The sequence below is a fragment of the Thalassotalea montiporae genome (assembly GCF_053485855.1).
The window spans coordinates 129,997-154,157 of record NZ_JBQRUO010000004.1; the positions used below are offsets into that span (position 1 = coordinate 129,997).

Annotated in this window: 16 protein-coding genes; 1 reads left to right on the top strand and 15 read right to left on the bottom strand. The window is 42.0% G+C overall.

Annotation, left to right across the window (positions count from 1 at the left end; all coding sequences use genetic code 11):
- Positions 1 to 20: 20 nt before the first annotated feature.
- The 9 genes from ACSLUR_RS13415 to ACSLUR_RS13455 all read right to left on the bottom strand — a co-directional run bounded on the left by ACSLUR_RS13415 (position 21) and on the right by ACSLUR_RS13455 (position 11,907).
- Positions 21 to 614 (bottom strand): LON peptidase substrate-binding domain-containing protein, encoded by a 594-nt coding sequence (locus ACSLUR_RS13415; RefSeq protein ID WP_448555333.1) that lies wholly within the window; start codon positions 612 to 614, stop codon positions 21 to 23.
- Between the two features lie 372 nt (positions 615 to 986).
- Entirely contained in the window at positions 987 to 3,173 is a 2,187-nt protein-coding gene (locus ACSLUR_RS13420) for a fasciclin domain-containing protein (protein WP_448555336.1), read from the bottom strand.
- Positions 3,174 to 3,367: 194 nt separating this feature from the next.
- A complete protein-coding gene (locus tag ACSLUR_RS13425) occupies positions 3,368 to 3,919 on the bottom strand; it encodes a DUF3833 domain-containing protein (RefSeq protein WP_448555338.1) in 552 nt (183 codons plus the stop codon).
- A gap of 67 nt (positions 3,920 to 3,986) precedes the next feature.
- Positions 3,987 to 4,487: a chalcone isomerase family protein gene (locus ACSLUR_RS13430; protein ID WP_448555340.1), complete on the bottom strand. Its 501-nt coding sequence runs from the start codon at positions 4,485 to 4,487 to the stop codon at positions 3,987 to 3,989.
- Positions 4,488 to 4,533: 46 nt separating this feature from the next.
- Positions 4,534 to 5,022, bottom strand: coding sequence for a DUF2878 domain-containing protein (locus ACSLUR_RS13435; RefSeq protein ID WP_448555342.1), 489 nt, complete (start codon positions 5,020 to 5,022; stop codon positions 4,534 to 4,536).
- A gap of 572 nt (positions 5,023 to 5,594) precedes the next feature.
- On the bottom strand, positions 5,595 to 5,894 hold the full coding sequence (locus ACSLUR_RS13440) for a PilZ domain-containing protein (protein WP_116000221.1): 300 nt from the start codon (positions 5,892 to 5,894) through the stop codon (positions 5,595 to 5,597).
- A gap of 85 nt (positions 5,895 to 5,979) precedes the next feature.
- Positions 5,980 to 9,960 carry an ATP-dependent RNA helicase HrpA gene (gene hrpA, locus ACSLUR_RS13445; protein WP_448555345.1) on the bottom strand — a complete coding sequence of 1,327 codons (3,981 nt, stop codon included), beginning with the start codon at positions 9,958 to 9,960 and terminating at the stop codon, positions 5,980 to 5,982.
- Positions 9,961 to 10,271: 311 nt separating this feature from the next.
- Positions 10,272 to 10,688 carry a CBS domain-containing protein gene (locus ACSLUR_RS13450; RefSeq protein WP_448555347.1) on the bottom strand — a complete coding sequence of 139 codons (417 nt, stop codon included), beginning with the start codon at positions 10,686 to 10,688 and terminating at the stop codon, positions 10,272 to 10,274.
- Positions 10,689 to 10,776: 88 nt separating this feature from the next.
- Positions 10,777 to 11,907: an isoaspartyl peptidase/L-asparaginase family protein gene (locus tag ACSLUR_RS13455; protein ID WP_448555349.1), complete on the bottom strand. Its 1,131-nt coding sequence runs from the start codon at positions 11,905 to 11,907 to the stop codon at positions 10,777 to 10,779.
- A gap of 232 nt (positions 11,908 to 12,139) precedes the next feature.
- Between ACSLUR_RS13455 and ACSLUR_RS13460 the strand changes: the two genes are divergently transcribed.
- Positions 12,140 to 12,946, top strand: coding sequence for a crotonase/enoyl-CoA hydratase family protein (locus tag ACSLUR_RS13460; RefSeq protein WP_448555351.1), 807 nt, complete (start codon positions 12,140 to 12,142; stop codon positions 12,944 to 12,946).
- Positions 12,947 to 13,061: 115 nt separating this feature from the next.
- Here the strand turns inward: ACSLUR_RS13460 and ACSLUR_RS13465 are convergent, their stop codons facing one another.
- From ACSLUR_RS13465 to ACSLUR_RS13490, 6 genes are all read right to left on the bottom strand, one after another.
- A complete protein-coding gene (locus ACSLUR_RS13465) occupies positions 13,062 to 13,643 on the bottom strand; it encodes a GNAT family N-acetyltransferase (RefSeq protein ID WP_448555353.1) in 582 nt (193 codons plus the stop codon).
- A 55-nt stretch (positions 13,644 to 13,698) separates the two neighbouring features.
- The gene (locus tag ACSLUR_RS13470; protein WP_448555355.1) at positions 13,699 to 14,220 is read right to left on the bottom strand and encodes a DUF3087 family protein; all 522 of its coding nucleotides are present in this window, start codon (positions 14,218 to 14,220) and stop codon (positions 13,699 to 13,701) included.
- A gap of 81 nt (positions 14,221 to 14,301) precedes the next feature.
- Complete coding sequence (gene recD, locus ACSLUR_RS13475) at positions 14,302 to 16,344, bottom strand: exodeoxyribonuclease V subunit alpha (protein WP_448555357.1); 2,043 nt, start codon at positions 16,342 to 16,344, stop codon at positions 14,302 to 14,304.
- The gene (gene recB, locus ACSLUR_RS13480) at positions 16,344 to 19,928 is read right to left on the bottom strand and encodes an exodeoxyribonuclease V subunit beta (RefSeq protein WP_448555359.1); all 3,585 of its coding nucleotides are present in this window, start codon (positions 19,926 to 19,928) and stop codon (positions 16,344 to 16,346) included. Before recB ends, recD begins: the two co-directional genes overlap by 1 nt.
- 50 nt (positions 19,929 to 19,978) lie before the next feature.
- Entirely contained in the window at positions 19,979 to 23,509 is a 3,531-nt protein-coding gene (gene recC / locus ACSLUR_RS13485) for an exodeoxyribonuclease V subunit gamma (protein ID WP_448555361.1), read from the bottom strand.
- Positions 23,510 to 23,687: 178 nt separating this feature from the next.
- Positions 23,688 to 24,029, bottom strand: coding sequence for a DUF4870 domain-containing protein (locus ACSLUR_RS13490; RefSeq protein ID WP_448555363.1), 342 nt, complete (start codon positions 24,027 to 24,029; stop codon positions 23,688 to 23,690).
- Positions 24,030 to 24,161: the final 132 nt, after the last annotated feature.

A 24,161-nucleotide genomic window follows, 5' to 3' on the forward strand; every position in this document is an offset into this window, starting at 1 on the left:
GTGACAGGAGATCACTTAAATTATGACGAAGTTTCACTAACGAAGATAGTGGTGAGAAAGTCTACAGCTTCAACAAAACTGTTATCTTGAGAAAAGTGCTGTTTATCTGAAAACTCAATAGGTAGCAATTCAAGCCAACGAGCACACACCCAGTTATCGCTGTCAAAGTCAGGACTTGGGTAAAGTTTCTGCAACGCAACGTGACTATCAAACAGGCGTTCAAGTTGCGTTTTAAGTAGTAAACAACGCTCATTTTCAACTTCTGCCTGCCAATGTGGTTTGGGCAAAATGGTCGCAAGATTTAGTTTGTCTTCTTGCTGGTGAACATCAGCGATATTGACCAAGGATTTGCAACGAACTGTTATCAGCAGCATGCCATCTTCACCGCTGTCAAAGTCAACAATATCAACCCAACTGCCCCACTCGCTTAAACGTGTTTTGGCATTGGTTTTGTATTTACTTTTTTCACCATCACGCAGTGTGTGAACAATAACAAAGCCTTGGGTATTTTGGCTGTTCTTTACCATGTTAAGGTAGCGCTGTTCAAAAATGCGCAGTTGGGTAATGCCATTAGGCAATAAATAAACAGGTAAAGGAAAAATTGGTACAATCATTTATAGTCACAAACATTTCTAGTAACAAAGTATTCTGTTGCTTGTTACTACGTAGCTCTCTCGGTTATTGATCAGCCTCGCGGTAATGGCGTATGAAAAGGAGTTTAAATGCAAGTCGACGCGGTTTTTTTAACGAGGAATAGGGATTATATTCGAGTGCATATTTAGCGCGATGTGGCTGTTGAGATATGTGTCTAATTAAAAAAATGGGACATTGAAACAAGGAGTGTTAGCGCCTCCATTTCAATGTCCCAGTCTTGTTTGACTCACCCGAACTCTTGTTTAATTCATCCGAACTGGGTGAGCCTACAACGGTTATTATTGGTAACAAATACTAGAAATAATCAATAATAATAAAAATTTACGACGCCGTTAATTCGTGATCACGGTATCAATAACGTGGATAACGCCGTTTGTCGTGTAAATATCTTTTACTATCACGTTGCTACCGTTAATTTGTAGCGTCGTTTGGTTTTGCTCAGCAAGGAACCAAACTCCACCAAGCCCTTGACCTGTTGTATCGCCAGGAGCTGAATCACCGCTGTAGAAATACAAAGGACGACCTAAAAAGCTTGCCTGCATACTTCCGTCATTACGCATTATCGTGCCTACACCTGGAATATCGGATACAGAACCGTCAGTTACCAGCAGTGGTGGCCAGTTTGTCGCACAGTCACCATTACAATTACTACCTGCACTGCCTAGGTCATTGTTAAATACATACAACGACATTCCTGCCATTGATGATCCCATGCCACCGACTAGTCGCTGATTAGCGGAATCGTATGCAACTTCTTCACTTTCACCATCAGTAAAACTTGCATAATTTACTAAGTTGACTGACACATTATCACCACCCACCGTTTCAACCATAGCACCATTAGCAGCAAACGCATCAACAGAGCCTATTTGAGACGACACTACATGTTTTAGTAACACAGCGCTTAACGCATTGGTATCAGCCAGTAATGCAGATAACGCACCTGATTCAATTTTTGCAAATGCATCATTTGTTGGTGCAAATACTGTAAATGTCGCGTTCTCATCAGCAAGTGTTGATACTAGGTTTGCTGCTGTTAGCGCAGCGATTAAGGTTGAGAAGTTTGCATCAGCGACCGCAACATCAACAATCGATTGTGTTGGTTCGCCGCGCATAGCAGGCGGTAAAATAACAGAATCGATCACGTGAATAACGCCATTACTTGCCATGACATCGGCAGTACTGACAACGCTGTCATTGATAAATAAGTCTGAACCTGAGATTGAAAGCGCTGCCATATCGCTATTAGCCATGGTAACTTTTTTATCCGCCGACTGAGCAACAGTTAGCGCAGCATCACGCTTAATTTCGCTACCTGAAATTACGTGATATAGCAAAATATCAGATAATGTGTCTGGATCAGCTAATAGTGCTGCGATGGTAGCATCACCCAATTTTGCAAAAGCAGCATCGCTTGGCGCAAATACCGTAAAATCAGTGTCAGTATCGGCTAATACAGTATCCAGCCCGGTTGCTTGCAGCGCAGCAACTAATGTTGTGAATGAACCTGCACCAACGGCAACCTCAACAATTGAGCCTGGCGGTGTTGGCACTTCAACGTCTCCCACTATTACGGCATCAATGACATGGATTATGCCGTTGGTCGTGTAGATGTCTTTCATCACAACATTTGCACCGCCTACTGTCAGCATATCAGTGTCAGGATTAATAAGGATATCAATCATAGCTTCAGATGCTGTCGTAGCAGATTGTCCGTTTAAGGTATAAGCAGTTACTGAGTCGACACTTGCCGCAACAACATGCTGCAGTAGAATACTTGATAAAACATCTGGGTTTGCCAACAAGGTGGCGATGACATCACTACCAAGAATTGCAAAAGCATCGTCGGTCGGCGCAAAAACAGTAAAAGTCGCACTCTCATCTGCCAAGGTTGCATCCAATCCAGTCGCTTGCAGCGCCGCGACTAATGTCGTAAATGAACCCGCGGCGACAGCGGTATCAACAATATTTGCCGTTGGCATACCAGGGTCTGACGGGGGCATCAGTACAGCGTCAATTACATGAATAATCCCGTTGTCCGTCATAATGTCGGTTGTTGTTACCGTTGAAGTGTTGACTAACAAATTATCACCACTAAGTGACAAACCAACTTGGTCACCGTTTACCATTTCTACTTTCATGCCGGCACTCGCAATCGCCGCAGCCGCATCAACTTCACTGGCAATGACGTGGTAGGTTAGAATGTCTGATAAGGTATCGGTATCCGCTAGTAAGGCGTTAATGGTATCTTGCCCTAGAAGTTCAAACGCAGCATCTGTAGGTGCAAAAACCGTAAAGCTTGCAGTTGCATCATCTAACGTTTGGTCTAAGCCTGTTGCTTGTAATGCACCAACTAAGGTTGTGAAGTTACCGTCTGCCACCGCAACATCGACTACGGTGTTTGGCTCTGCAGCTGGAGGTTCAGGGATTACTACATTAGGACGATCGTCATCATCGTCGCACCCCTGCAAAAATAGTAGGCTGGCAAATGCCGTGATTAATAAAGTTGACGCTTTCAATGTTATGCCCTCGTTTTTATTAGTGACGACATAGTTACGCCAACGAGTTCACAATAGATTACTTTTTGATCGTTTATTTTCTATATTATTCAATTAGTTAAGATATAAAGAAAAAAGAAACACCCTTAGATTTTGCATCCAAGCGTCTTGATATGTTTTACAAGAAAAAGCAGCTAAAAATTAACGTTTAGTGCCTACTGGCAGCCTCGAACAGGTTGTTGTTTGTCAAAGAATAATGTCAGCTCTGCAACTTCTATCCCAAATTTCTTCATCGACGTACGGTTAAAAACCCGCGATTGATCAACTTGGTACATCCAATCGTCAAGAAAAAACTCATAATCTGTACCGTCAATGGCCAGCTGCAAGTGATATTGCCATTGAAATGCAAAACCTTGGGTCATTCCAGTGGCAGTGCCCGTCACATCTTCAGCGGTTCCTTGATAATTATCGCCGTCTTTCACTAATTGCCAGGTACGGAAGCTTCGCTCGCCGTCATTAAAATAAAAAGTTTCTACCAGCGTACCTTTATTGCCCTGCCAACTACCCTCTATTTCAACACAAAATCGACGAGTTACCTTGTTGGTATAGTCTTGCACCAAGCCCCATGCTGTTACAGAGCCATCAAAATAGGTATCGAGCTCAAACTTTGGCTGCGTAGCATCATAGTCTTTGATGTGATGACCACACCCTGTAAGTAATGAGAAAGTTGCAATGGCGAATAGGGTTTTAGCTATCGTGATTTTCAAACGGAATTCCTTAGCATTTGAGCACAGATGGTTTCACTAACCGATCATGATGATTAGTTGATGGTAATTAGTTTCCTAGCAATTTTTTACGCAGTTTGGGCTGGCTTGTTTGCGGAGACAACCAAATGCTTGCGAACAATTGGCTAAATGCGGGATCCGCTATTTGCCCCTGAAAAGCTTGGTTAAAGTAGAATGCCGTCGATTGCCCATCTGTCCACATGGCGAGTTGATCGCCTTTACTTATGTTAGGCCAGATATTGGCTAAATCGGCTAGAAAAGGTTGGTACTTTATAGAATCAACACCTAAGTGTTGCCACTGCTCCACAGTTCTTTCGATTAAATCGTCACGGCTGATATCACGCAAGTAATTTATCTCAAATAAAAACGCTGCGTCTTCTTGGTATTTTCCATCGTAAGTAAACAGCGCGCTATCATAGATGTGCCAAAATAAAACGCTGAACTTTGCTTTACCAACGAGTACAAGTGGTTGTTTTATTTCGGTTAGCTCTTGTGGGAAGCTGTTTGCATTCGCAGACATCGCCGCAGCATTACTTGCTATTGATAACATAGGTAGTAGCCCAATGAGTAAAATGAATATTTTTTTCAGCATAGCGTTATGCGTAGCCTTGTTTTTGTTCAACTGTCAAAGACATCAGATATGGGAGAAGTAACATCCAGACGATGGATATGGTGGCGACAGTCGCTAGATAAGAGAATTGGAAATAAACCGCCTCTAAACGCTCTCCAGCAAGATAACTCATCGGTACAACAAACGCTCCGATACAACGGCTGATGGTGACATTTCGACAAATAAGTTTGATACTGTGGTTTAAAGTTGCCGCAAACGCTGCCCAAAGTACCAACAGCCAAGCAGGAATAATTAACGACTCTTGCTCAAAACTAAATATGCCTACATGCATTAACGATGAATCGATAATTAGCCCGATTGCGGCTACTTGAAAAATCAACTGAAACTCTTGTTTAGGATTTGGACAGTTTTTCAAGTGCCATGCCAACCAAACAAAAACGACAGGTATAAAATAGTTACCCCAAAAGATAAGGCCAAACCAGCACACATTAAATAACAAGGCGTTAAGTATCATAAGCAATTATGCCTTTCATTTAGGCATCACAAAAAGGTGTTGAACCTGAGTGCATAAAAAGCAGGCGCGTTAGAGCACGACGATAGTTGTTATGTGTATTTACGTGGAAAATTTATATCGGGTTTACAAAATCTCAGTTTTGTATGGCTAATGAGCTGCTAGCGGTTCTTTTTACTGCCCTCAAGATGAGTTAACAGCAATAGGACTTACTAGACTAGACCATGCTAGGCTGAGCAATTAGCACTTGGGCCTACATAGTTATAATTTGATACCAGAAAGGTGTTAAATGAAGAGTACTTAAAATGGATAATAATCGAAGTGACTTTGCACTTTTATACTGAGTGTATACTGAGTGATTTGCGAAACGAATACTTACAAGGCAAGACGCTCTAGCACTAGGATGCAGCGATAAATATCAGTCTGTTAGGAAAACGTATAGTAAATATCTAATCACTCAGGAGCGCTTGTCATCAACTCATAGTGTTAACTGACCATGTTAACACTATGAGTTAACTGCCTTAGCCAACGATTGGATCGCGCGCCGGCTCCTGAGTAAATATCGACTATGCTGGCTAGTCCATATCGTCAATGGCGATGCCAACTAAGTATAAATCCGTTGCTTCTTCTTCGATGCGAACGACTTTGCCTTTCACGTCTAATGCTTGAACTGACGCATTTGCCGATTCGATTTTCGCTTTAACACGAGTGCCCATTTCAAGCGGATGACTCATTTCAATTGCCATACCTGTTGCACTTAAATCGCGACACGTCGCCACAAATTCACTGTTAATTTCGTCATCGATAATAGTGACCTTCACTTCACTATTAAGTAGCATGCGATAAAAATTGCGCTTATCGTCAAAATTAACCATTGGTTCTCCCTTTTATTCGAAATAAATTCTGTAAATATTCGAAGTTGCAGTTTAGTTATACTTGTTAATGATAATAGCTGTCAATTTAGCTATTGTCAGATTCTATTGATTTGAGGTGATTTTCTATTCGTTTCACCGAGATTGGGTAAGCCGTTCCTAGGTTCTGCGCAAACAAACTTACCCGTAATTCTTCAATCATCCAACGACATTCGATAAAGCTTGGAGCAAGCGGTTGGTCTTTACGTTGCTTAGCTATCAGCGCTTCCAACGCCTTACTAACCTTTTCAACTTCCAACATTTTTAGTCGATCTTGATTAGGGTCGATAGGCATTTTTTCCATGCGACGCAATATGCCATTCAAATAGCGTATTAAATCGTCCAACTTATCAATGCCAGATGTAGTCACAAAGCCTTTAAAAATAAGCTTATCCAACTGATCTTTCACATCGCCATGGTTTTGTATCATGTTAAGTGGCACTGAGCCCTTGAGCTTCTTTCGTATGTCGTGATGCAGATTCAGCGCGCGCTCTAATTTAATAGCGGCAGTTAACACATGATCAGCAATTTCTGCGCGAACAATATCACGTAGTTCATTAAATTGTTGTTGTGAGCGAGGGATCTTATGCTGCTTAATCAAATACCCTGCTGTTGCTTGAATACAATCTTGCAGTAAATCGGCAATTGAACCAAATGGATTGAAGTACAGTCCAAGTTTGGCTTTGTTTGGCAGCTTTTCTTGCAAATATTTTATCGGCGACGGTATGTTGATTAATACCAATCGAGTCACCCCTAACAACATGGCTTGTTCGGCAGTACTTTGTTGTTCGAATAACTCAATGGCAACGGAAGATTTCTTATCCACGAGTGCGGGAAAGGCTTTAACAGTAATATTCGCCATTTTCTTTTCATAACCCGTCGGTAGATCGCCAAAATCCCATTCCGTTAAGTTAGCCTGCTCAATTCCCTTCTCTGCAACTTGTTTTATTGTTGATTTAACTTTTCCTTGCAGTGCTTGTTGTAACTCTACCAAGTCACGCCCCTGCTTAATCAACTTGCCTTTATCGCTAACCACTTTAAAGTTCATAGTTAAATGCGTAGGCAGTTGAACTTGTTCCCAAACATCTTCAGGTAGACGCACGCCGGTCATACGCAGCAATTGTTTCGCTAATGAATCAGCGAAACTCAACTGATTTTTCGGCATATTGGCATCCATATTCGCCAAACTTGCTTGTGCGTAATTGGGCGCAGGTACAAAGTTTCGTCTTAGCGTTTTAGGTAACGCCTTGATCATCGCAATTGCCAGCTCTTCACGCAGCGCCGGAATTAACCAATCAAACCCGACCGCTTGAACCTGATTTAGAATACCAATCGGAATATGCACCGAAATACCATCGTCTTCTTCGCCCGGCGAAAAATGGTAAGTGAGCGGCATGATCAGGTTGTTTTGCTGCCAAACATCAGGGTACTGGGTTTTAGAAACTTTACTTTCGTCTTCTTGCAATAAAAATGCTTTGGTAAAGTTCAATAGTTTGGCGTTATCACGTTCCGCTTTTTTCCACCAAGACAAGAAACTACGCTGACAAATAACCTCTTGTGGAATACGCGCTTGGTAGAATTCAAACATGAGTTGCTCGTCAATCAGAAAGCCTTTGGTGCGGGCTTTTTGCTCGAGCGTTTCAATTTCTTCAACCAGCTTTTGGTTAGCCGCTAAGAACTTCGCTTTGATGGTGCTATCACCATTAACTAACGCTTCGCGAATAAAAATTTCATGGCAAGTGTCGGGCTCTATTTGGTTGAACACCACTTTGCGTTTTGGCACGATGACCAAACCATAAAGTGATACTTGCTCATAGGCCATGACAGCCCCTTGTTTTTTCTCCCAGTGTGGTTCGCTATAACTGCGCTTAATCAAGTGGTCAGCCATAGATTCAAGCCAAGTCGGGTCAATTTTCGCCACCATGCGACCAAATAAACGACTGGTTTCGACTAGCTCTGCTGCCATTAGCCATTTAGGTGGTTTTTTCGCAAGTGGCGAGCCCGGGAATATATAAAACTTACTGCCTCGTGCCCCTTTAAATTCACGATTTTCGTCTAACTGGCCAATATGGCTTAACAGCCCAGAAAGCAGCGCTTGATGGACTATCGCCATTTGGCTCTCGTCTTCTTCATCAATGCGGCTCAGCGATACATTCATTTCAGCAATTGTTTGTTTTAGCTGAGCTATAATGTCTTGCCACTCGCGAATACGAATATAGGAAAGGTATTCTTTCTGACACAGTTTACGAAACTGGTTATTTGATAGTGCTTGCTGCTGCGCTTGTACATAACGCCATAAATTTAATAAAGATTTATAATCAGATTGTTTGTCTTTAAAACGGCTGTGCTTTTCGTCAGCAGCTTGCTGTTTCTCATGAGGACGTTCGCGCGGGTCTTGAATACTCAGTGCACTAACAATAACAAACACTTGCTCTAAACAGCCAAGTTCAATACCGGTAAGCACCATTTTTGCCAAACGCGGATCGATAGGGAAACGTGCTAGTTGTTGCCCCGTTTTGGTTAACTTGCGTTGACTAGCTCCTTTGGGCGCGGGTGAAATAGCCGCTAACTCCTCTAACAAACGCACACCGTCATTGATATTGCGATTGTCAGGTGCTTGTACAAATGGGAAGTCTTGAATATCACCTAAATCAAGCGACAACATTTGTAAAATAACCATTGCTAGGTTTGTACGCAGTATTTCTGGATCAGTGAATTCATCCCTTGAAAGGAAATCGTCTTCTGAATAAAGGCGTATACAAACACCTGCCGATACACGACCACAACGACCAGCGCGCTGATTTGCACTGGCCTGCGATATCGGCTCAATCGGTAATCGCTGAACTTTGGTTCGATAGCTATATCGAGAAATACGGGCTGTACCTGGGTCAATCACATACTTTATGCCCGGTACAGTTAAGCTGGTTTCAGCAACGTTAGTCGCTAACACAATATTTCGTCCGGCATGGGATTGAAATATTTTGTTTTGCTCTGCTACCGTTAATCGCGCATAAAGTGGCAGTACGTTGGTATTGCGATAATTTTGTTTTTCTAGCGCAGCGGCAGTATCGCGTATTTCTCGTTCGCCATTGAGAAAGATGAGTATGTCACCGTTGCTCAATGTTGAGACTTCATCAACGGCATCGATAATGCCTGAAATCACATCAATTGACTCATCACCCCTTACAAGCGGTCTGTAGCGCATTTCTACTGGGTAAGTACGACCAGATACACTAATAATGGGAGCATTATTAAAGTGTTTAGAAAAACGCTCAGGATCTATGGTAGCTGAGGTAATGATCACTTTAAGATCAGGGCGCTTAGGCAATATTTGCTTTAGATAGCCCAGAATAAAATCAATATTTAGGCTTCGCTCGTGTGCTTCATCGATAATGATCGTATCGTACTGGCGCAATAAGCGATCTTGCTGCATTTCGGCAAGTAAAATGCCATCAGTCATCAGCTTAACGTAACTATCGTCACTGACTTGATCGTTAAATCTCACCTTATAACCGATGGCTTTGCCAAGCTCAGAGCCAACCTCTTCCGCAATTCGACTTGCCACGGTTCTAGCCGCAATTCGACGTGGTTGGGTGTGGCCAATAATGCCTTCGACACCTCGACCTAAGGCCATACATATTTTGGGGATTTGAGTAGTTTTACCTGAACCGGTTTCACCGGCAATAATAACCACTTGATTGTATTCAATTGCTTCTGCAATTTCATCAACGGACTCAGAAACAGGTAAGCCTTGGGCATAACTAATCTTTGGCCTGTTCGCTATTTTGTTTTGCTTACTAGCAATCGATTTTTCAATTGCATGCGAGATTTTTTCTAGCGCTTTTTCTCGTTTACTCACATCTTTGATTTTCTTGGTACCAAAAATTCGTTTTTTTAGTCTGCCTTTGTCGGCAAGTTTTACAAGGTCAAGTTGAGTCAGTAGCTGACTGTGCAGTTGAGACGTTGATTGATTAGGTGATTTTTGATTCGGTGATGATTGACTGGGCGTCGAGTGATTATTGCTGGTCATTAATCTGAATTGCTGAGTTTGAATTATATTTGTTGTGCAAAGCTAAGTATGTTCTTAGCGTTTAGTTGGCCACTTTAGACTAACACTAAGTTAAATTAGTCAATAGCGTTCGGCGCGTTTTATATCGAATTGTTTACTGGGAAGCGATAGTACCAAAGTATGCGCTAAATTGCTTTAGTAACCTGAAACAGAAACAAAATTAGTACATGGCATAAAAAACGGGAACTAGGTTCCCGCTTATATGATTTAACTAACGTTTTGTTTTTCAAATAGCTTTTTGAATTATCTCTATTTCTTTGCTGTTTGTGCCGTTAACTGGCAGCGTAGATAACCCTAAGATGGCGATCTACTGCCTGTAATACATCATTACGGCTTATCGTACCGAGCAAAATGCCGTCGTCGTCAACTACGGGGTAAATTTTAGGCTTGTCATCAAGCATTTGCTGAGCAAGTTCGACCACACTGCCATAAGGTTTTACCGATAGCACATCACATTGCATGATATCAGAAACGTTGGCAATATGTTCTCGATGATAGCTCGACGCCAGCATATTTTTGAGCAAGTCGCTTTCAGATAAATAACCGATTAACTTTTTAGTCTCATCAACTACAGGCCCACCAAGCTGTTTGGTTTTCAACAACCTAAACGATGCTTCTTCGATCACCATATCTGGAGTGAATGTCACGGGGTAATGGTTCATATATTCTTTTATTTGTACTGATTCCATAACTGACCTTCTTTGCGTAATTACTTCCTAGTTTCACTTTAACTTTAGACATAAAAACTCAAGATTTCATACCATTATCAGAAGATTTTTATTCATCTTTAAAAATAGCGACTTTTGCTTGCTCGCCATGCTTACGACTTGCTCGGTACATACCTTTACTATTAAACGGCATAGCAATATTACCATTGCGATCAATCGCAATAACACCACCATCACCACCCGCCTCTACCAACACTTTATTAACCACGGTATCTGAGGCTTGTTTAAGGCTTACCCCTTGATATTGCATGCGCGCGCATATATCAGCGGCAACGTGATATCGAATAAAATATTCACCGTGACCGGTTGCTGATACGGCGCAGCTAGCATTGTTGGCATAAGTGCCAGCACCAATAATTGGCGCATCACCCACTCTACCGTAGCGTTTAGCAGTCATACCGCCAGTACTAGTGCCAGCAACCAAATCACCATACTTATCCAAAGCGACAGCACCGACAGTACCAAATTTATACTCAGCATCTAATACGTGGTGAGCTGCATGAAAGTCTTTAAGCTCTTGCTCTTTTTCCGCTAACTTTTGTTTCGCCCTAATCAACGCTTTGTATCTGTGCTCTGTGTCGAAATAACTGTTTTCAACCATCATTAGGTTCTGTGATTTAGCAAATTGCTCAGCCCCTTCTCCTGACAGCATAACGTGAACAGACTTTTCCATTACTGCTTGTGCCAACGCTATTGGACTTTTCACCGTTTTCACACCAGCAACCGCGCCAGCATTAAGAGTTCTGCCATGCATAATAGATGCGTCAAGTTCGTGCGTTTCATCAAACGTGTAAACCGCCCCTTTACCAGCGTTGAACAAAGGCGAGTCTTCAAGAATTTGAATGGCAGCAATAACGGCTTGCTGGCTTGTTTTACCTTGTGCTAATAATTCGTAGCCTTTGTTAACAGCAGCGGATAGAGCAGCATCATATAGAGCGCGCTTTTGTGGTGTCATTTTTGACTTGTCGATGGTGCCCGCACCACCGTGAATGGCAATTGCTATCGGTTTTTCTTCGTAGGCATGAGTTGTTGGCACCGCGCTCAAGCTTGCGGCTAAAAGAAAGCATTTAGCTAACCTGCCATATGGGTTTGAGGCGTTATTCTTATTGGCAGTGCTAGCGCAAGTATTAGCTGTTATTCTTTGATTAACTGGTTTATTAGCTCGCCTATTCGTTTGCATAATCATTCCTAAATAATGCATCTTCACAGTGGGTACGTTAGTTATCAGGTTTTACACCTAATAATCTAACTTCACAAGCTCCGGTATTCTACGGTTAAATTATATTTAACTTATCGCATGATTTACTTAGCGACATGATTTAGTTAATGTTGAGTGGTCTTACCTGATGATTTCGATCTTTAAATAAAACAAAACAAGTCATCTTTAACTTAACAACAATTAAAACAGCCTTATGAATCAGCAACTTGTTACCACCCGTATTGAAGAAAATATCGCGATTGTGACGTTGAACCGCCCAGACAAACACAACGCTTTAAACGTTGAAATGTTCAAGGCGATTCGCACAACAATAAAAACACTCAAGAAAAACTTAGCGATTCGAGCGGTTATTGTGCAAGGCGAAGGTGTTGATTTCTGCACAGGGCTTGATGTTAAGTCGGTGATGAGCACAGCCAAAAACTTTGTGACCTTGTTGTTTAAGTGGCGCCCAGGTAGCGCTAATCTTGCACAATACGTATCAACGGGTTGGCAAGAAATCACTGTACCCGTCATTATGGTATTGCACGGTAGAGTATGGGGCGGTGGTTTACAAATTGCGCTAGGTGGAGACTTTAGAATTGCACACCCAGAAGCTATTTTATCGGTTATGGAAGCTCGTTGGGGCTTGGTTCCTGATATGGGAGGTACGCTTGCGCTAAAAGAGCACCTACCAACCGATAAAGCTAAATTACTGGCAATGACGGGGCGAGAAATTACCGCTAAGCAAGCACAAAAACTGAACTTGATCACTAAAGTCAGTGACGTGCCGTTTGAAGCTGCGATGACACTCGCTAGAGAAATTAGTCAGCAATCGCCCGATGCGGTTGCTGCAGTTAAGAAGCTATACAAAAACGCGTGGTGGCATAGCAAAGCGTTTGTGCTTGCCAGAGAGTCTTGGTACCAAATTAAGATCATTGCAGGCAAAAACCAGCGAATAAAAACCTACAACCAAATGAACCCGAGCAGTGAAAAACCGTTTAAAATGCGCGGAAAATGGTAGTGTTAACAAAGTTAACTCTTACTGTGTTTTTCCCTTATTTAATCTTAGTTTCTGGTCAAAAATAGCCGCTAGAAGCACATTGGTTGTTCAGCGCTGAGGTTATTCAGAACTGAGGTTAATTATTCAGCTTTAACATAAGGTTGTTTTTAACGGCTAGCCACTCTGTATTAGTAATAGAGAAAACAACTGTGTCACGATAGGAGCCATCGGCCATCTTTTGGTGGTTTCGTAGCACCCCATCTTGCTTTGCTCCCAAGCGCGCAATCGCGTTGCGCGACTTTAGGTTATGCCAATGAGTTCTAAATTCAACGGCTATCACATTTAAATGCTCAAACGCATGAGTTAGCAACAACAGTTTACACTCAGTGTTTACTGAGGTGCGTTGATAGCTTTTTGCATACCAAGTGAAGCCAATTTCAAGTCGTCGGTTAACCTTATCTGCATTACAAAACCGTGTTGTGCCAATAATTTTTTGAGTGTGTTTTTCGATGACGACAAAAGGCAGCGAAAGTCCTTTTCCCTGTTGAGCGAGTGCTTGTTCAATATAGTTATTAATGGTTGCTTTGTTTGGTACCGAAGTAAACCAAAGCTCCCATAGATTACCATCTGACGCTGCGTCCAGTAACGCATCTTTATGTTCAACACCAAGCGGCGCAAGTATTACGCTTTTAGACGTTAAAGTTGTTGTTTCTAGCATATTAAACCTCCTTGTTATTCTTATTCAAAATTCGGCAACTTGAATGCAGTTTTACTTAATAAGCATTTAGCATGCTTTTTTCGAACTGATGAACATGCTGTTCATACGTTTCATCGCCTAACTTCTGCTTCAATTTATCAATTTCTAAATTTACGTTGTTAATCGTTAACGTATTGTCGTCAAGTTCGTAAACTTGCTTAAGTGTTTGATAATAAAATGCGAGTATAACAAGTGTATTTTCGTCACCTTCTGCTTGTGCCGCTTTGATTTTAGCAAGTTTGCGATAGATAGCGTTGTGCACTTGTTTGAGTTGCCAAACATAGTAAATATCTTTTAAAAACTCATGCTTTTTTACACTGTTGATTATCATCGCCATTGTGACAAGCGCTAGGATAACGCCTCCTAAGTTGTAACGAAAATTGCTTTGCGTTTCAGGGTCAACGATTGGCGCCGCGAATAACGCGATAAATAGGCTACCAAAAGTAAGTGCCAATAAGGCAAACGCAATAACAAAAGCGATGGTGAATTGATTTAGCTTTTTACGGTAATCAGTTTTGTTTACAGATTGGATTTTCATAGTGCTTAATAAATAATTCTCAATAAATAAATCTACATAAATAGTTCAATAATCAAACCAAATTTGTGTTGACGTGTATTGTCAGATTGAAAGATTAGAGTAGCGCTCAACTTTAGCATCAACACCTCGATACCAAACTGGCTCGCTACAACTTAAACTTAACTTTTTCTTTGCGCGGGTAACGCCAGTATAAATTAGCTCACGCGTCAGTAGCTGATTATCAGCTTTATTGGGCAGAACCATTACAACATGTTCAAATTCACTGCCCTGTGTTTTATGAATGGTCATGGCAAAGACAGGTTCAAAACTCGGTAAACGTGACGGAATAATGGTTTTGAAACCGGGCGTTCGGTTGTTCGAAGAAACGCCTCCTTCGTTTATCGCAGTATCCTCGAAATACGCCACTAAATGCCCCTGCGCATTTTTCCAAATAATACCTATATCACCATTGTAAAGTCCAAGTCCGTAATGGTTTTCATTGATCATAATAGGTAAGCCATGAAACAACTTATCTTGCTGGTAATTGCCTTTTAACAGCGAGATTATTTGCTGATTAATTGCCTCAACACCGTCGTTTCCAACTCTTGTGGCACACAAAATACGAAACTGACTCATTCGCTCAAATGCTTGTGTAATGTTTTCAGCTTCCAATACTGGCTGATAGTAGCGTTTAACATACTGATTGAGCCATTGAGTCATCACAGGTGGCAATAACGTAATATCGTCACGACTTGTGCTGTTAACACTAATATACTGCCAACTTTGCAGCGCTTCACCCGCAATTGTTGCCATTGCAATGTTACCGATGGCGCCTTCACCGTCAAATCGACGGCTCTTAAGCAACATTGATAAATGATCAGCAACCTGTTTTTTTGCTTTTGGTAATTGCTTAGCTTGTTCACTCGATAGTTGGCATACTTTTGCTAGGTAGTTAAGGTTTGCTTTGCTATAGCCAAGATGAGGCCTAACCGCAATATCAGCTAATACCGAGCCAAGTGCAACAGAAGGCAATTGGTCGGCGTCGCCTAGCATTATCACTTGACACTTAGCGGGGATTGCCCGAAATAGCCTAGCCATAAGCGGCAAATCCACCATTGAGACTTCATCAATAATAATAACGTCGTAATCTAAGGGGTTGTCGCTTCCTTTTCGAAAATTCACTTGATTTGGGATCACCCCTAACAAACGGTGCAGTGTTTGTGCTTTGCTTGGAATAACATCAAGCACATTGTCTGCGATAACGCCTCGAAAACCGGTTACGGCATTTTGAATCGATTCAGATAATCGCTGCGCCGCTTTACCTGTTGGTGCGACTAGTGCAATGTCTAATCGCGATTGGCTAAGCATTGATAGCGCTGCCAACAATTTTGTGACCGTATAGGTTTTACCTGTACCAGGGCCGCCGGCAATAATACTAAGTCCTTTGTTAACGCTGTTTGCCACCGCTAGTTTTTGCCAGTCAACTTCTGGTGCTTGCCTAGCACCAGTGGCTTGGCTAGCTTGATTAGGTTCTTTAGCTTCGTTTTCTGGAAACAACGAGTCAACAACATCAGTTATCGCCGCTTGCGTGTAATCGAGCGTTAGCTGTGTTTTTTCTACTAATGCTAGTTTCAGTTCTTTCTCAAATTGATAGTTGCGACGCATATACAAACAGTTATGCTCAAATACCACGGCTAACGTGCCATCAACATTTACTTCTGCTTTTTCAGCGTTTGAGATGTTTGGTTGAGTTACAGCTAGCTCCGAAGCCGCTAAGAAAGGAATTTTTGCGAGCAAAGTGAGTAGTTGTTTATCATTCGGAAAAGAAAAACCATGATGAGTAATTACATTGTCGTCACTAGCCAAGCCAAATTGTTGACCTGCAACATGTGTTAGCGGCAAGCAAGTGTGACCATCGCGCACTGAAGCGCTAAGCGCGATTAGCAAATGATACCAAACCTCTTTTTCATCAGCAGTCAGTTCATTCGCTGCTGTCGCCGTGGTAAGTTCGTTCGCAAAAAAGTAATCAATTGGCGCGATACCTGAGATACGTGCTGCTGCCTCAGAAAACTTTCGATAGCATTTTGTTTGACGGATCTGCCTTTGACAGCTTTGCTTTTGATTGTTATCTATTTCTGCACTCATCACTCAACACTCTTTACTGATACTTGTTTTGAAGGCACTTGGTTTAAAGATACGTGGTTTGAAAATAGCGCGTCGAGTTCATCAAGTTCCTCACCACTAATATCACTAAAAAATACACCTGTACGTTCACCCGCTGTTTGCTTGTTGTTCATACCTCGTAAATATAAATAAAATACGCCGCCAAAGTGTTGCGCTGGATCGTAATCATCAATACGACTTTTTAATAAACGATGCAGCGCCAAACAGTAGATTAAATACTGCAAATCATAATAGTTGTCTGCAATGTTTTGCTGCAATGCCTCACCATGGTAGTGTTCAAATGAATCACCTAAGTGCGTTGATTTATAGTCACAAACGTAATATTTACCTTCGTATTCAAAAATTAAATCAATAAAGCCGTGCATCATGCCTTTCAATGCTTGATAAGCGGGTAATTTGACTGCTTTGGATTGTGAGTTTGAACGTGCGAGTAGCCGTTGTCGGTGCTGATACACCAATACCGCGAGTTTTTGACTGCTGGCTTGTTCCATCGGAAAATAAAATTCTTGCTCTTTTAATACTGCCTTGGGAGCGATATTCGCCAAGCTTAGATCTTCAGCGATTTCATAAGTGACGAGCTGCTCACACCAAGCGGCAAGTTCCTCGCCAGACCAGCCCTCAAGCAAAGCAGCATATTTTATTTTCATCGCTTCAGACAAGCTACGCCAATCACCTTGCTGAAAGTCTCCTTGTTCAAGCAAATCGTGTAACAAGTTACCTGTTTGTGCGCCTTTGGCTAAATCAAACCCTATGCGATTAACGGCAGGAGCTGAAACTGCCATTGGCTGATCTAAATCCCTATCAGGCAGGGAGACACCACCATGGCGTAAATTTTTACTCAAGGCGGTAAACGAACTTAGCCACCAGTCACGCTCGATTTTACTGGTGAACGTAGCAAGTTTGGGGGAGGCGTTAGCGTTAATGTGAGTATTAGTGCCTAGATTATTTATGGCTGCGATTTCAGTGTTTTGTTCACCAATCTTATCATCAGTAATCGCGCTACTCTCAATGGCACAGTATCCTATGGCGTTAGGGTACTGCTGAGACAGGGGTTGTAGTTCACCGCTTATCACTACATCAGCAGACCAAGTTAAGGTTTTACCCAACGGAGAGTTTTCAACTTTATCAAAATTGGCAACGAGTAAATAACAACGTTGCACGGCTCTGGTTACCGCCACATAAAGCAAGCGAATAGATTCCGCGTATGCTTCTTCTGCCATTTGTGCAACTTGCTGTTTATTCGCAGATAAGCTGGTGTGAAGCTGCCCTTGTTCATCGTGATATTCAATTACAGTAACGTTGCGATTGCCAATCTTACTCGGATTTTTATGACGCGAAGCAAAAGGAACAAAAACGATAGGATACTCAAGCCCTTTCGAACCATGCTGGGTGACGATCTTAATTAGCTGCTCATCACTTTCTAATCTAAGCTCAGCGTCTGATTCTGTGCTATCGGTGCTAATTTGTTGCTCAAACCAATAAAGTAACTCCAGCGGTTGATGGTAACGAGCGCTCGCTGCTTGCAGTAATTCAAACAAATGTAATAAGTTCGTCAGTGCCCTTTCTTTGTGCTCGCCATTTACTGCAACGTGTTCATGAAGTAGTTTGAGCGCTGCAGAAATAAAGCCTTTGTACTGCCACTCGTCACGAATAGCCTTAAACGAAAATTTAACTTCTTGCCATGCTAACTCGTTTGCCGACAGCGCCAATAAACTTGACGGCGTATGTCCTAACAAGCCCGAAGCTAAGCCGGCATTAAAGTAGCGATCTTGCTCTAAAAACAACACTGCTTTAAGCACTAATAATAACTGTTGAGCTTGCTCGCTATGCCATAAATTACTACGGTTGCTTAAATAAACACTGGCAAGCTGATGTTCGGTTAATGCTTCTTTAACGATGGCGGCTTCTGTTCCATCTCGCACTAGAATGGCAATATCTGATGCTGATACTTGCTGTTGGTTGTCATTGAGCAATGAAACAATTTTTTGCGCTAACCACTGGGCCATTTCAGCGCGTTGGGCAGGTTTAGCGGTTGCGGATTCATCATCAAATGGAAAGTGTACAAACTGTAGCGGTAAATCATTATCCGCCAGAGCCACTGGCTTAACCATATTTGAAGCCGCTACGGGAAAATAAGGGATGTTTTTACCAAAAATGTGCTTTGCGCTCTGATCTAATGCCGTGCCATAAAACAAGCGGTTATAACCTTGGATCATTTCAGCGCTAGATCGCCAATTCGTGTCCATTACCCAAAAGTGCTGGCAAAAATCTCGTGCCGATAAATAGGTAAAAATGTCACCACCTCGAAACGCGTAAATCGCTTGCTTGGGATCGCCAATTAAATACAAGGCTGCATTGTCAGTGTTTTGGTAAATATTCGTAAGAATATCGAATTGATTGGGGTCGGTATCTTGGAATTCATCAACCATGGCCGCGGGATATTGCTTTGCAAGCTTATTTGCCAATATACGACCAGCGTCACCTGACGATAGTTGCTGGGCTAAAATAGCAATCAAATCATCAAAACTTAATAGACCTAGACGCTGTTTTTTCTCGGCCACGGCATTTGCAATCGATTTAAGGCTGCGTGCAATAATCTCATAAGCCTGAATTCGTTTAACTTGTCCTGCTATATCAGCAATCACTGGTTTTAATTCATTAACTGGCGAAACGATTTTTACAATCTCGGCTTTTGCTTTTGAACGACCAAAGCGGCGGCCATCAATAAAACTTGCAGGCATTGAAGGCATTGCCAGTAATTGTGATAATTCAGCAGCAGTTGCATTGTTTAGCCACGAAGCTAACTGTTCATACTCGCTAATACGCTCCTCTTTTTTTGCGCCTTTTTGATTGTTGACTAAATGCTCAAATAAAAATGATTGGTGGCTTGAGAGCGAATTCGCTGCATCAACTGCTAGTGCATTTATCTGCTGGCAAAGCTCTGCCGTAGATGGCGTAGTGATACTATGGTGCTTGTCAATTGCCCCAGAAAATACTTGTATAAATTGTTCAGGCTCAGGCCAAAATTCAGCGATGGTTAAGTAGCTATCGGGATCTTGTTTCGCAATCAAACGATACCAATCTTGCACCGCTTCTAACGTCTGTTCTTGGCAGCTTGATTCCATCACTAAGTTAAATAACAAACCACTGTCAAAGGCAAACTCGCTCAATACCCGCTTACAAAAACCGTGGATGGTAAAAATTGCCGCATCGTCTAAAAACAATAAGGCGCGATGCAGTTTTGCCATTGCTTCTGTTTTGTCTAAATCTTTAGCCATTTCCTGATAAAACGGCTCTGTTGCTGTTAACTCATCCCACTTAGCAATGGTATTTCGCAACGTTTGACCTATACGACTTTTAATTTCTTCCGTTGCATCTTTGGTAAACGTCATCACCAGAATCTGTTCAACGGTTAGACCTTTTTCCAATAACAACCGCAAGTATATTCGCGTGATGTTAAAGGTTTTACCTGTTCCAGCACTGGCCTCAATTAAATGTCGCCCAGACAGCGGAAGGTGCTCTGCAAATAATGGTTGTAGCTTCATTACATCAAATTCTTTTCATTAATTTCTGTGCGCTAACTAGAGCATTTTCACTATCGTTTTGATTTAGATAGCACTTGATACATGGGCTCATAAATGGCGTTGAGCATTGGCATCATGTCATCAATAGCTGGGCACTGAGGCCAGAAAAATTGCATATACGGGTCATAGCCAGGCGCGAGCATGTTGTTTTCATCGTACCAATAGTTTTCGAGTTGAACTTGTTCAAACTTGCGTGCATTGAACGCCTTGTGCGCAATATCTGCATTGATCAACAACGGTTTTTGCTGACCAAGCAAGTAAAAGTTAACAATGTTATTTAGCTGTGCTTTGGCATCATTTATGTGTTGGCTATGTTGGCTATGTTGGCTATGTTGGCATAGGTACTGGCTGACTTTTTGCTGCTTAGTATCAAAATAAAGCCCAATTACGGATTTGTTCTCAAATTCAAGGTGCCCATTGTCAGCAGCAATAGTTGAAATAAGTCGAGCCAAATACAAGCTGAATAAGTCTTTGGCTTTAGCTGTTGATGGTCGATAAAAACCAATCACTTGTTCATTTGCAGGCAAGCTACCGCGGATAATGCAATTTAGCTTGGTTTGTTCTTTATGTTGTTCTGGGGATTTCAATTGCCCTAGTGTTATATCAATTGTTGTCGGTAACGAAAAAGTCGTTAACTCTGTGTCGCCAAGCTCTGCGTCAACAATTGCTTGGCTAAACACATCGTTATCTTCTTGCCACTTATCAAACAACTGGGCGGTGAGTGGCGTGTCAGCAAATCGACCAGAGAGCCTTGCCTGTTTTTTAACATCATCTAACGTTGCAGTTAACGCTTGCGCTTTTTCCTCGTTCGCTAATTGACTAGGTTCAGATAAGCTAGCCGTTAATAGCGCTTGTTTTAACTGATAACTTGCTAAACGGTCATAACTAAACTGCTCAACATCACTTGGTGCTGGCTCTGTTTGTTCATAATAAATGCCTAATACCCGTTGCGCGTACCAACGACTCGGGTGTTGATAGAAGCGGATCAAATCGTTTAATTCGATTTCAATGTCCTCTTCTAACAGTTGCAGCATTTGCTCGTCGTTGTCAAAGCTCTTTTCATTATCACCAGTAACATCCCATTTACCGACAAGGCTTGAAGGTACAGTATCTTCAACTTTAGTTGTATTGGCTGACCCCAATTTAAGCCAATGGGCATCGAAACTTGGATACGGGCCGCGATAGTTATCTAAACTAAATGCTTGCAACGGCATTTGACGAATATGGCTGCCGGTTTTTAGATCGCATTGCCAACCATAGCCCGCCGTTAGATAGTCAAAAAGCTCTTGCAAGATAATACTAGGTTCACGCACCTTGTTATTTTGTACACTTCGCCCTTGGTAGCTGAGGTACAGCTTGTCTCGGGCTGAAATTAGCGCTTCTAAAAATAAATATCTGTCGTCACCACGCCTTGAACGATCGCCGAGTTTGGCTGGTGTGCTATTCATTAAATCAAATGCCAGTGGTTGGCGCTGACGTGGATATTCGCCATCGTTAAGACCAAGTACCGCAATGATTTTAAAAGGAATACTGCGCATAGGTAACATAGAACAAAACGTTACTTGCCCGATCATAAATTGTCGGCCAGTGTCTGGCGTTGAAAAGTGAGCGGTTAAGAATTCACGTACAACAAGTAAATCCAGTGTTTCTGGGGCTCCTTTGCCAGTGTTAGCTGTTTGGTTAAATTCGGCGGTGTGCGTGTATTCAGTTAGTAAACCAAGTGCCTGATAAATAATATCAATGCTTTGCACGGCTGCTGGGTGATAAAGTTCAGCAACTAACTCTGTGAGATATTGTTGCCATTTTTCAGGTGTTTTAGGTTGGCTTAATTGTTGACTACTGTCTTCTAAATGCTCAAGAAATAGCATTAGCTGCCCAAGAATAAAGGCGTCTTGGCCTTCAACATCTGGCAGGAGTAATTGTTCGCCAGCAACCGTTAATTCATCACCATAAGCAAAACCTTGCAATAATTTGCTCAAGCCTTGTTGCCAAGTAAATGCATCGGTTAAGCCACTAGCACCAAGCACCTGTTCTTTGTGATTTTTCGATAACCCCCAATGAACGGCAGCATGTTCTAGCCAAGCACTCAACTTAACGACGTCTTCACTGGTTAAGTTAAACTGTTGCTGCACGGCTTCAAGGCGCAACATTGCGATAATTGAGGTTACGTGAAAACGGCTATCGGGCAGCGTGAGTAAATCTACAAATGTAGCAATTAGCGGATCAGCATTGTGCACGTTGCGATCGGTTATCGAGCATGGAAGTGGCGGAACATCATCCGCAAGATCTTGCCAGCCTCGGGTAAATACCGCATGAACAAATGGTGCATATTGTTCTATTTCTGGACACATCACCAAAATATCTTTTGGTGTTAGCGAAGGGTCTTGGTTTAACTGATGCAATAACCAATCATGCAGGGCCTGCACTTCCCGAAACGCGCTGTGACAGCTAGTCACAGTTAAACTGTCATCTACCAATTGACTCGGTGCTTGTCTTGCATCAGCTAAATTCAGCACATCTTGTTGTAACTGCGTTAGTAATGGCAAGCCTTTATCGTTATCGACAAACTGTTCATCTGGTTTGTGCTGTTCAAAAACATCAATATTGAGGGTACTAACTTGTTGCAGCTGAGCTAAAAACTCACGACCTTGCTGCCCCCAGTTGGCAAGTAACGGGTTACCGACCGCACTGGCAAGGTTCTTAACTTCATCGGTCCATTGGCTTAAGCGCTCATCAAACAACTGTTTAACAAATTGCTTTTCTGTTTGAATATCACCCCAATAATCTGCACAAGGGTTGAGGTGAAAAAAGTGGATATCGATATGCTCACCTAGCATCTCTAAAAAGTTTATCCACATTGGTGGTAGCGCGTTAATGCCAAAAAATGAAACGCGTTTGGGCAACTGCCCTGCCTTTTCTGCAATTCGCTGCGCTGCTGCAGACATCAAAGCAACAGGGTTATATTCTTGACGTTGTTGCAACAAATACCAAAGCTTCCCTTGCCAATAATAGGTTTGCTTTGTGGTATCGTCTGAAACATTATCTTCATCAGCGAAAATAAAGTTTTGTTGGCTCCAATTGTCTATCCAATTGGGTCTAAAAATAAGGTATTGCTCGTATAAGTCAGCAACTTTCATCGCCAGTTGATAGCGTTTTTGCTGCTGTTCGCTAGCATTGCTGCTTGCTTGCCAGTATTGTGTTGCCTGTTCAAACGTGGGATCTAACGCAATGATATCGTCACTTAGCAACTGGTAGATTCGCCATACCAGCACTTCTCTTGAATACAAAGATTGCTCTGGTACTTCATCTTCACTGGCTATTTCTCTCAATAATTTCCATAAATATTGAGCAGGCAGCGCAAATTCGATATTCATAGCAATGCCACGCGATTGGGCAATCGACATGTTAAGCCAGTGTTGCATACCAGCGTTTTGGACAATGATGTGCTCTTGTTCAAAAAGAGAGAGCGGAGAAATTTGTTGGATTTTGTTAAACAGCGCTAACAAATTTTCCATTTTGTTAGCAGGATAGATATAAATCAATGTGTTATCGCAGGTAACCGATGATGATTAAATTTAATCACACGCTACCTGCTAACACTAGTCTAATTTTGTTAGGGATGTTTGTTTGCCCAATTTTTGATAAATCCTTTATTAAACTGAGGCAACTAATGTACCTAGAGCAAATGGCGTTAATTTATGCTGAGCCTGTACGCTTATACTAGGTGATAAAGCGCAATTGATTTTGATATTCATTACCGAGCCAAGGCACCCGATAATATTCCCCTTTAAACGCATAAAAAGCACTAATCAGCCAAAATACTGCGACAACTAGATTCATCATCCAACCAATCAAAGGAATAAACGACAAAACTGCTGCCGTGATAATGAGCCCTAGTGATTGACGCAAATGAAAACTGGTAAATTGGCGTTTGTTTATACCTTGCTTGTTTTGCCCATAAAGGACAATGGCAACGAGCCAACCAATAATCGTGATATAACTTAAAAAAGCAATCATCCGCGCATAATCATGGTCCGTATGAGTACTGGTGTGCAAATGCATAACTGAGCTCCTGTTACTACTGCTACACCTTTAAAGTTAGTCAGAAAATAACTCGGCGACAAGCCAAAAATAAGTGCTAATCGCCACTTGCTTTGCTAATTTATCCTTAGTTTTTGAATTGATTCGCAATTT

Bases quoted from the DNA above. Each gene is read 5' to 3' on its own strand.
- ACSLUR_RS13490 (WP_448555363.1), bottom strand. From the start codon at position 24,029: ATGCATTTGCACACCAGTACTCATACGGACCATGATTATGCGCGGATG.
- ACSLUR_RS13430 (WP_448555340.1), bottom strand. From the start codon at position 4,487: ATGTTATCAATAGCAAGTAATGCTGCGGCGATGTCTGCGAATGCAAAC.
- ACSLUR_RS13440 (WP_116000221.1), bottom strand. From the start codon at position 5,894: ATGGTTAATTTTGACGATAAGCGCAATTTTTATCGCATGCTACTTAAT.
- ACSLUR_RS13435 (WP_448555342.1), bottom strand. From the start codon at position 5,022: ATGATACTTAACGCCTTGTTATTTAATGTGTGCTGGTTTGGCCTTATC.
- ACSLUR_RS13455 (WP_448555349.1), bottom strand. From the start codon at position 11,907: ATGCAAACGAATAGGCGAGCTAATAAACCAGTTAATCAAAGAATAACA.
- ACSLUR_RS13465 (WP_448555353.1), bottom strand. From the start codon at position 13,643: ATGCTAGAAACAACAACTTTAACGTCTAAAAGCGTAATACTTGCGCCG.
- ACSLUR_RS13415 (WP_448555333.1), bottom strand. From the start codon at position 614: ATGATTGTACCAATTTTTCCTTTACCTGTTTATTTATTGCCTAATGGC.
- recB (WP_448555359.1), bottom strand. From the start codon at position 19,928: ATGAAGCTACAACCATTATTTGCAGAGCACCTTCCGCTGTCTGGGCGA.
- ACSLUR_RS13450 (WP_448555347.1), bottom strand. From the start codon at position 10,688: ATGGAATCAGTACAAATAAAAGAATATATGAACCATTACCCCGTGACA.
- ACSLUR_RS13460 (WP_448555351.1), top strand. From the start codon at position 12,140: ATGAATCAGCAACTTGTTACCACCCGTATTGAAGAAAATATCGCGATT.
- ACSLUR_RS13470 (WP_448555355.1), bottom strand. From the start codon at position 14,220: ATGAAAATCCAATCTGTAAACAAAACTGATTACCGTAAAAAGCTAAAT.
- recD (WP_448555357.1), bottom strand. From the start codon at position 16,344: ATGAGTGCAGAAATAGATAACAATCAAAAGCAAAGCTGTCAAAGGCAG.
- hrpA (WP_448555345.1), bottom strand. From the start codon at position 9,960: ATGACCAGCAATAATCACTCGACGCCCAGTCAATCATCACCGAATCAA.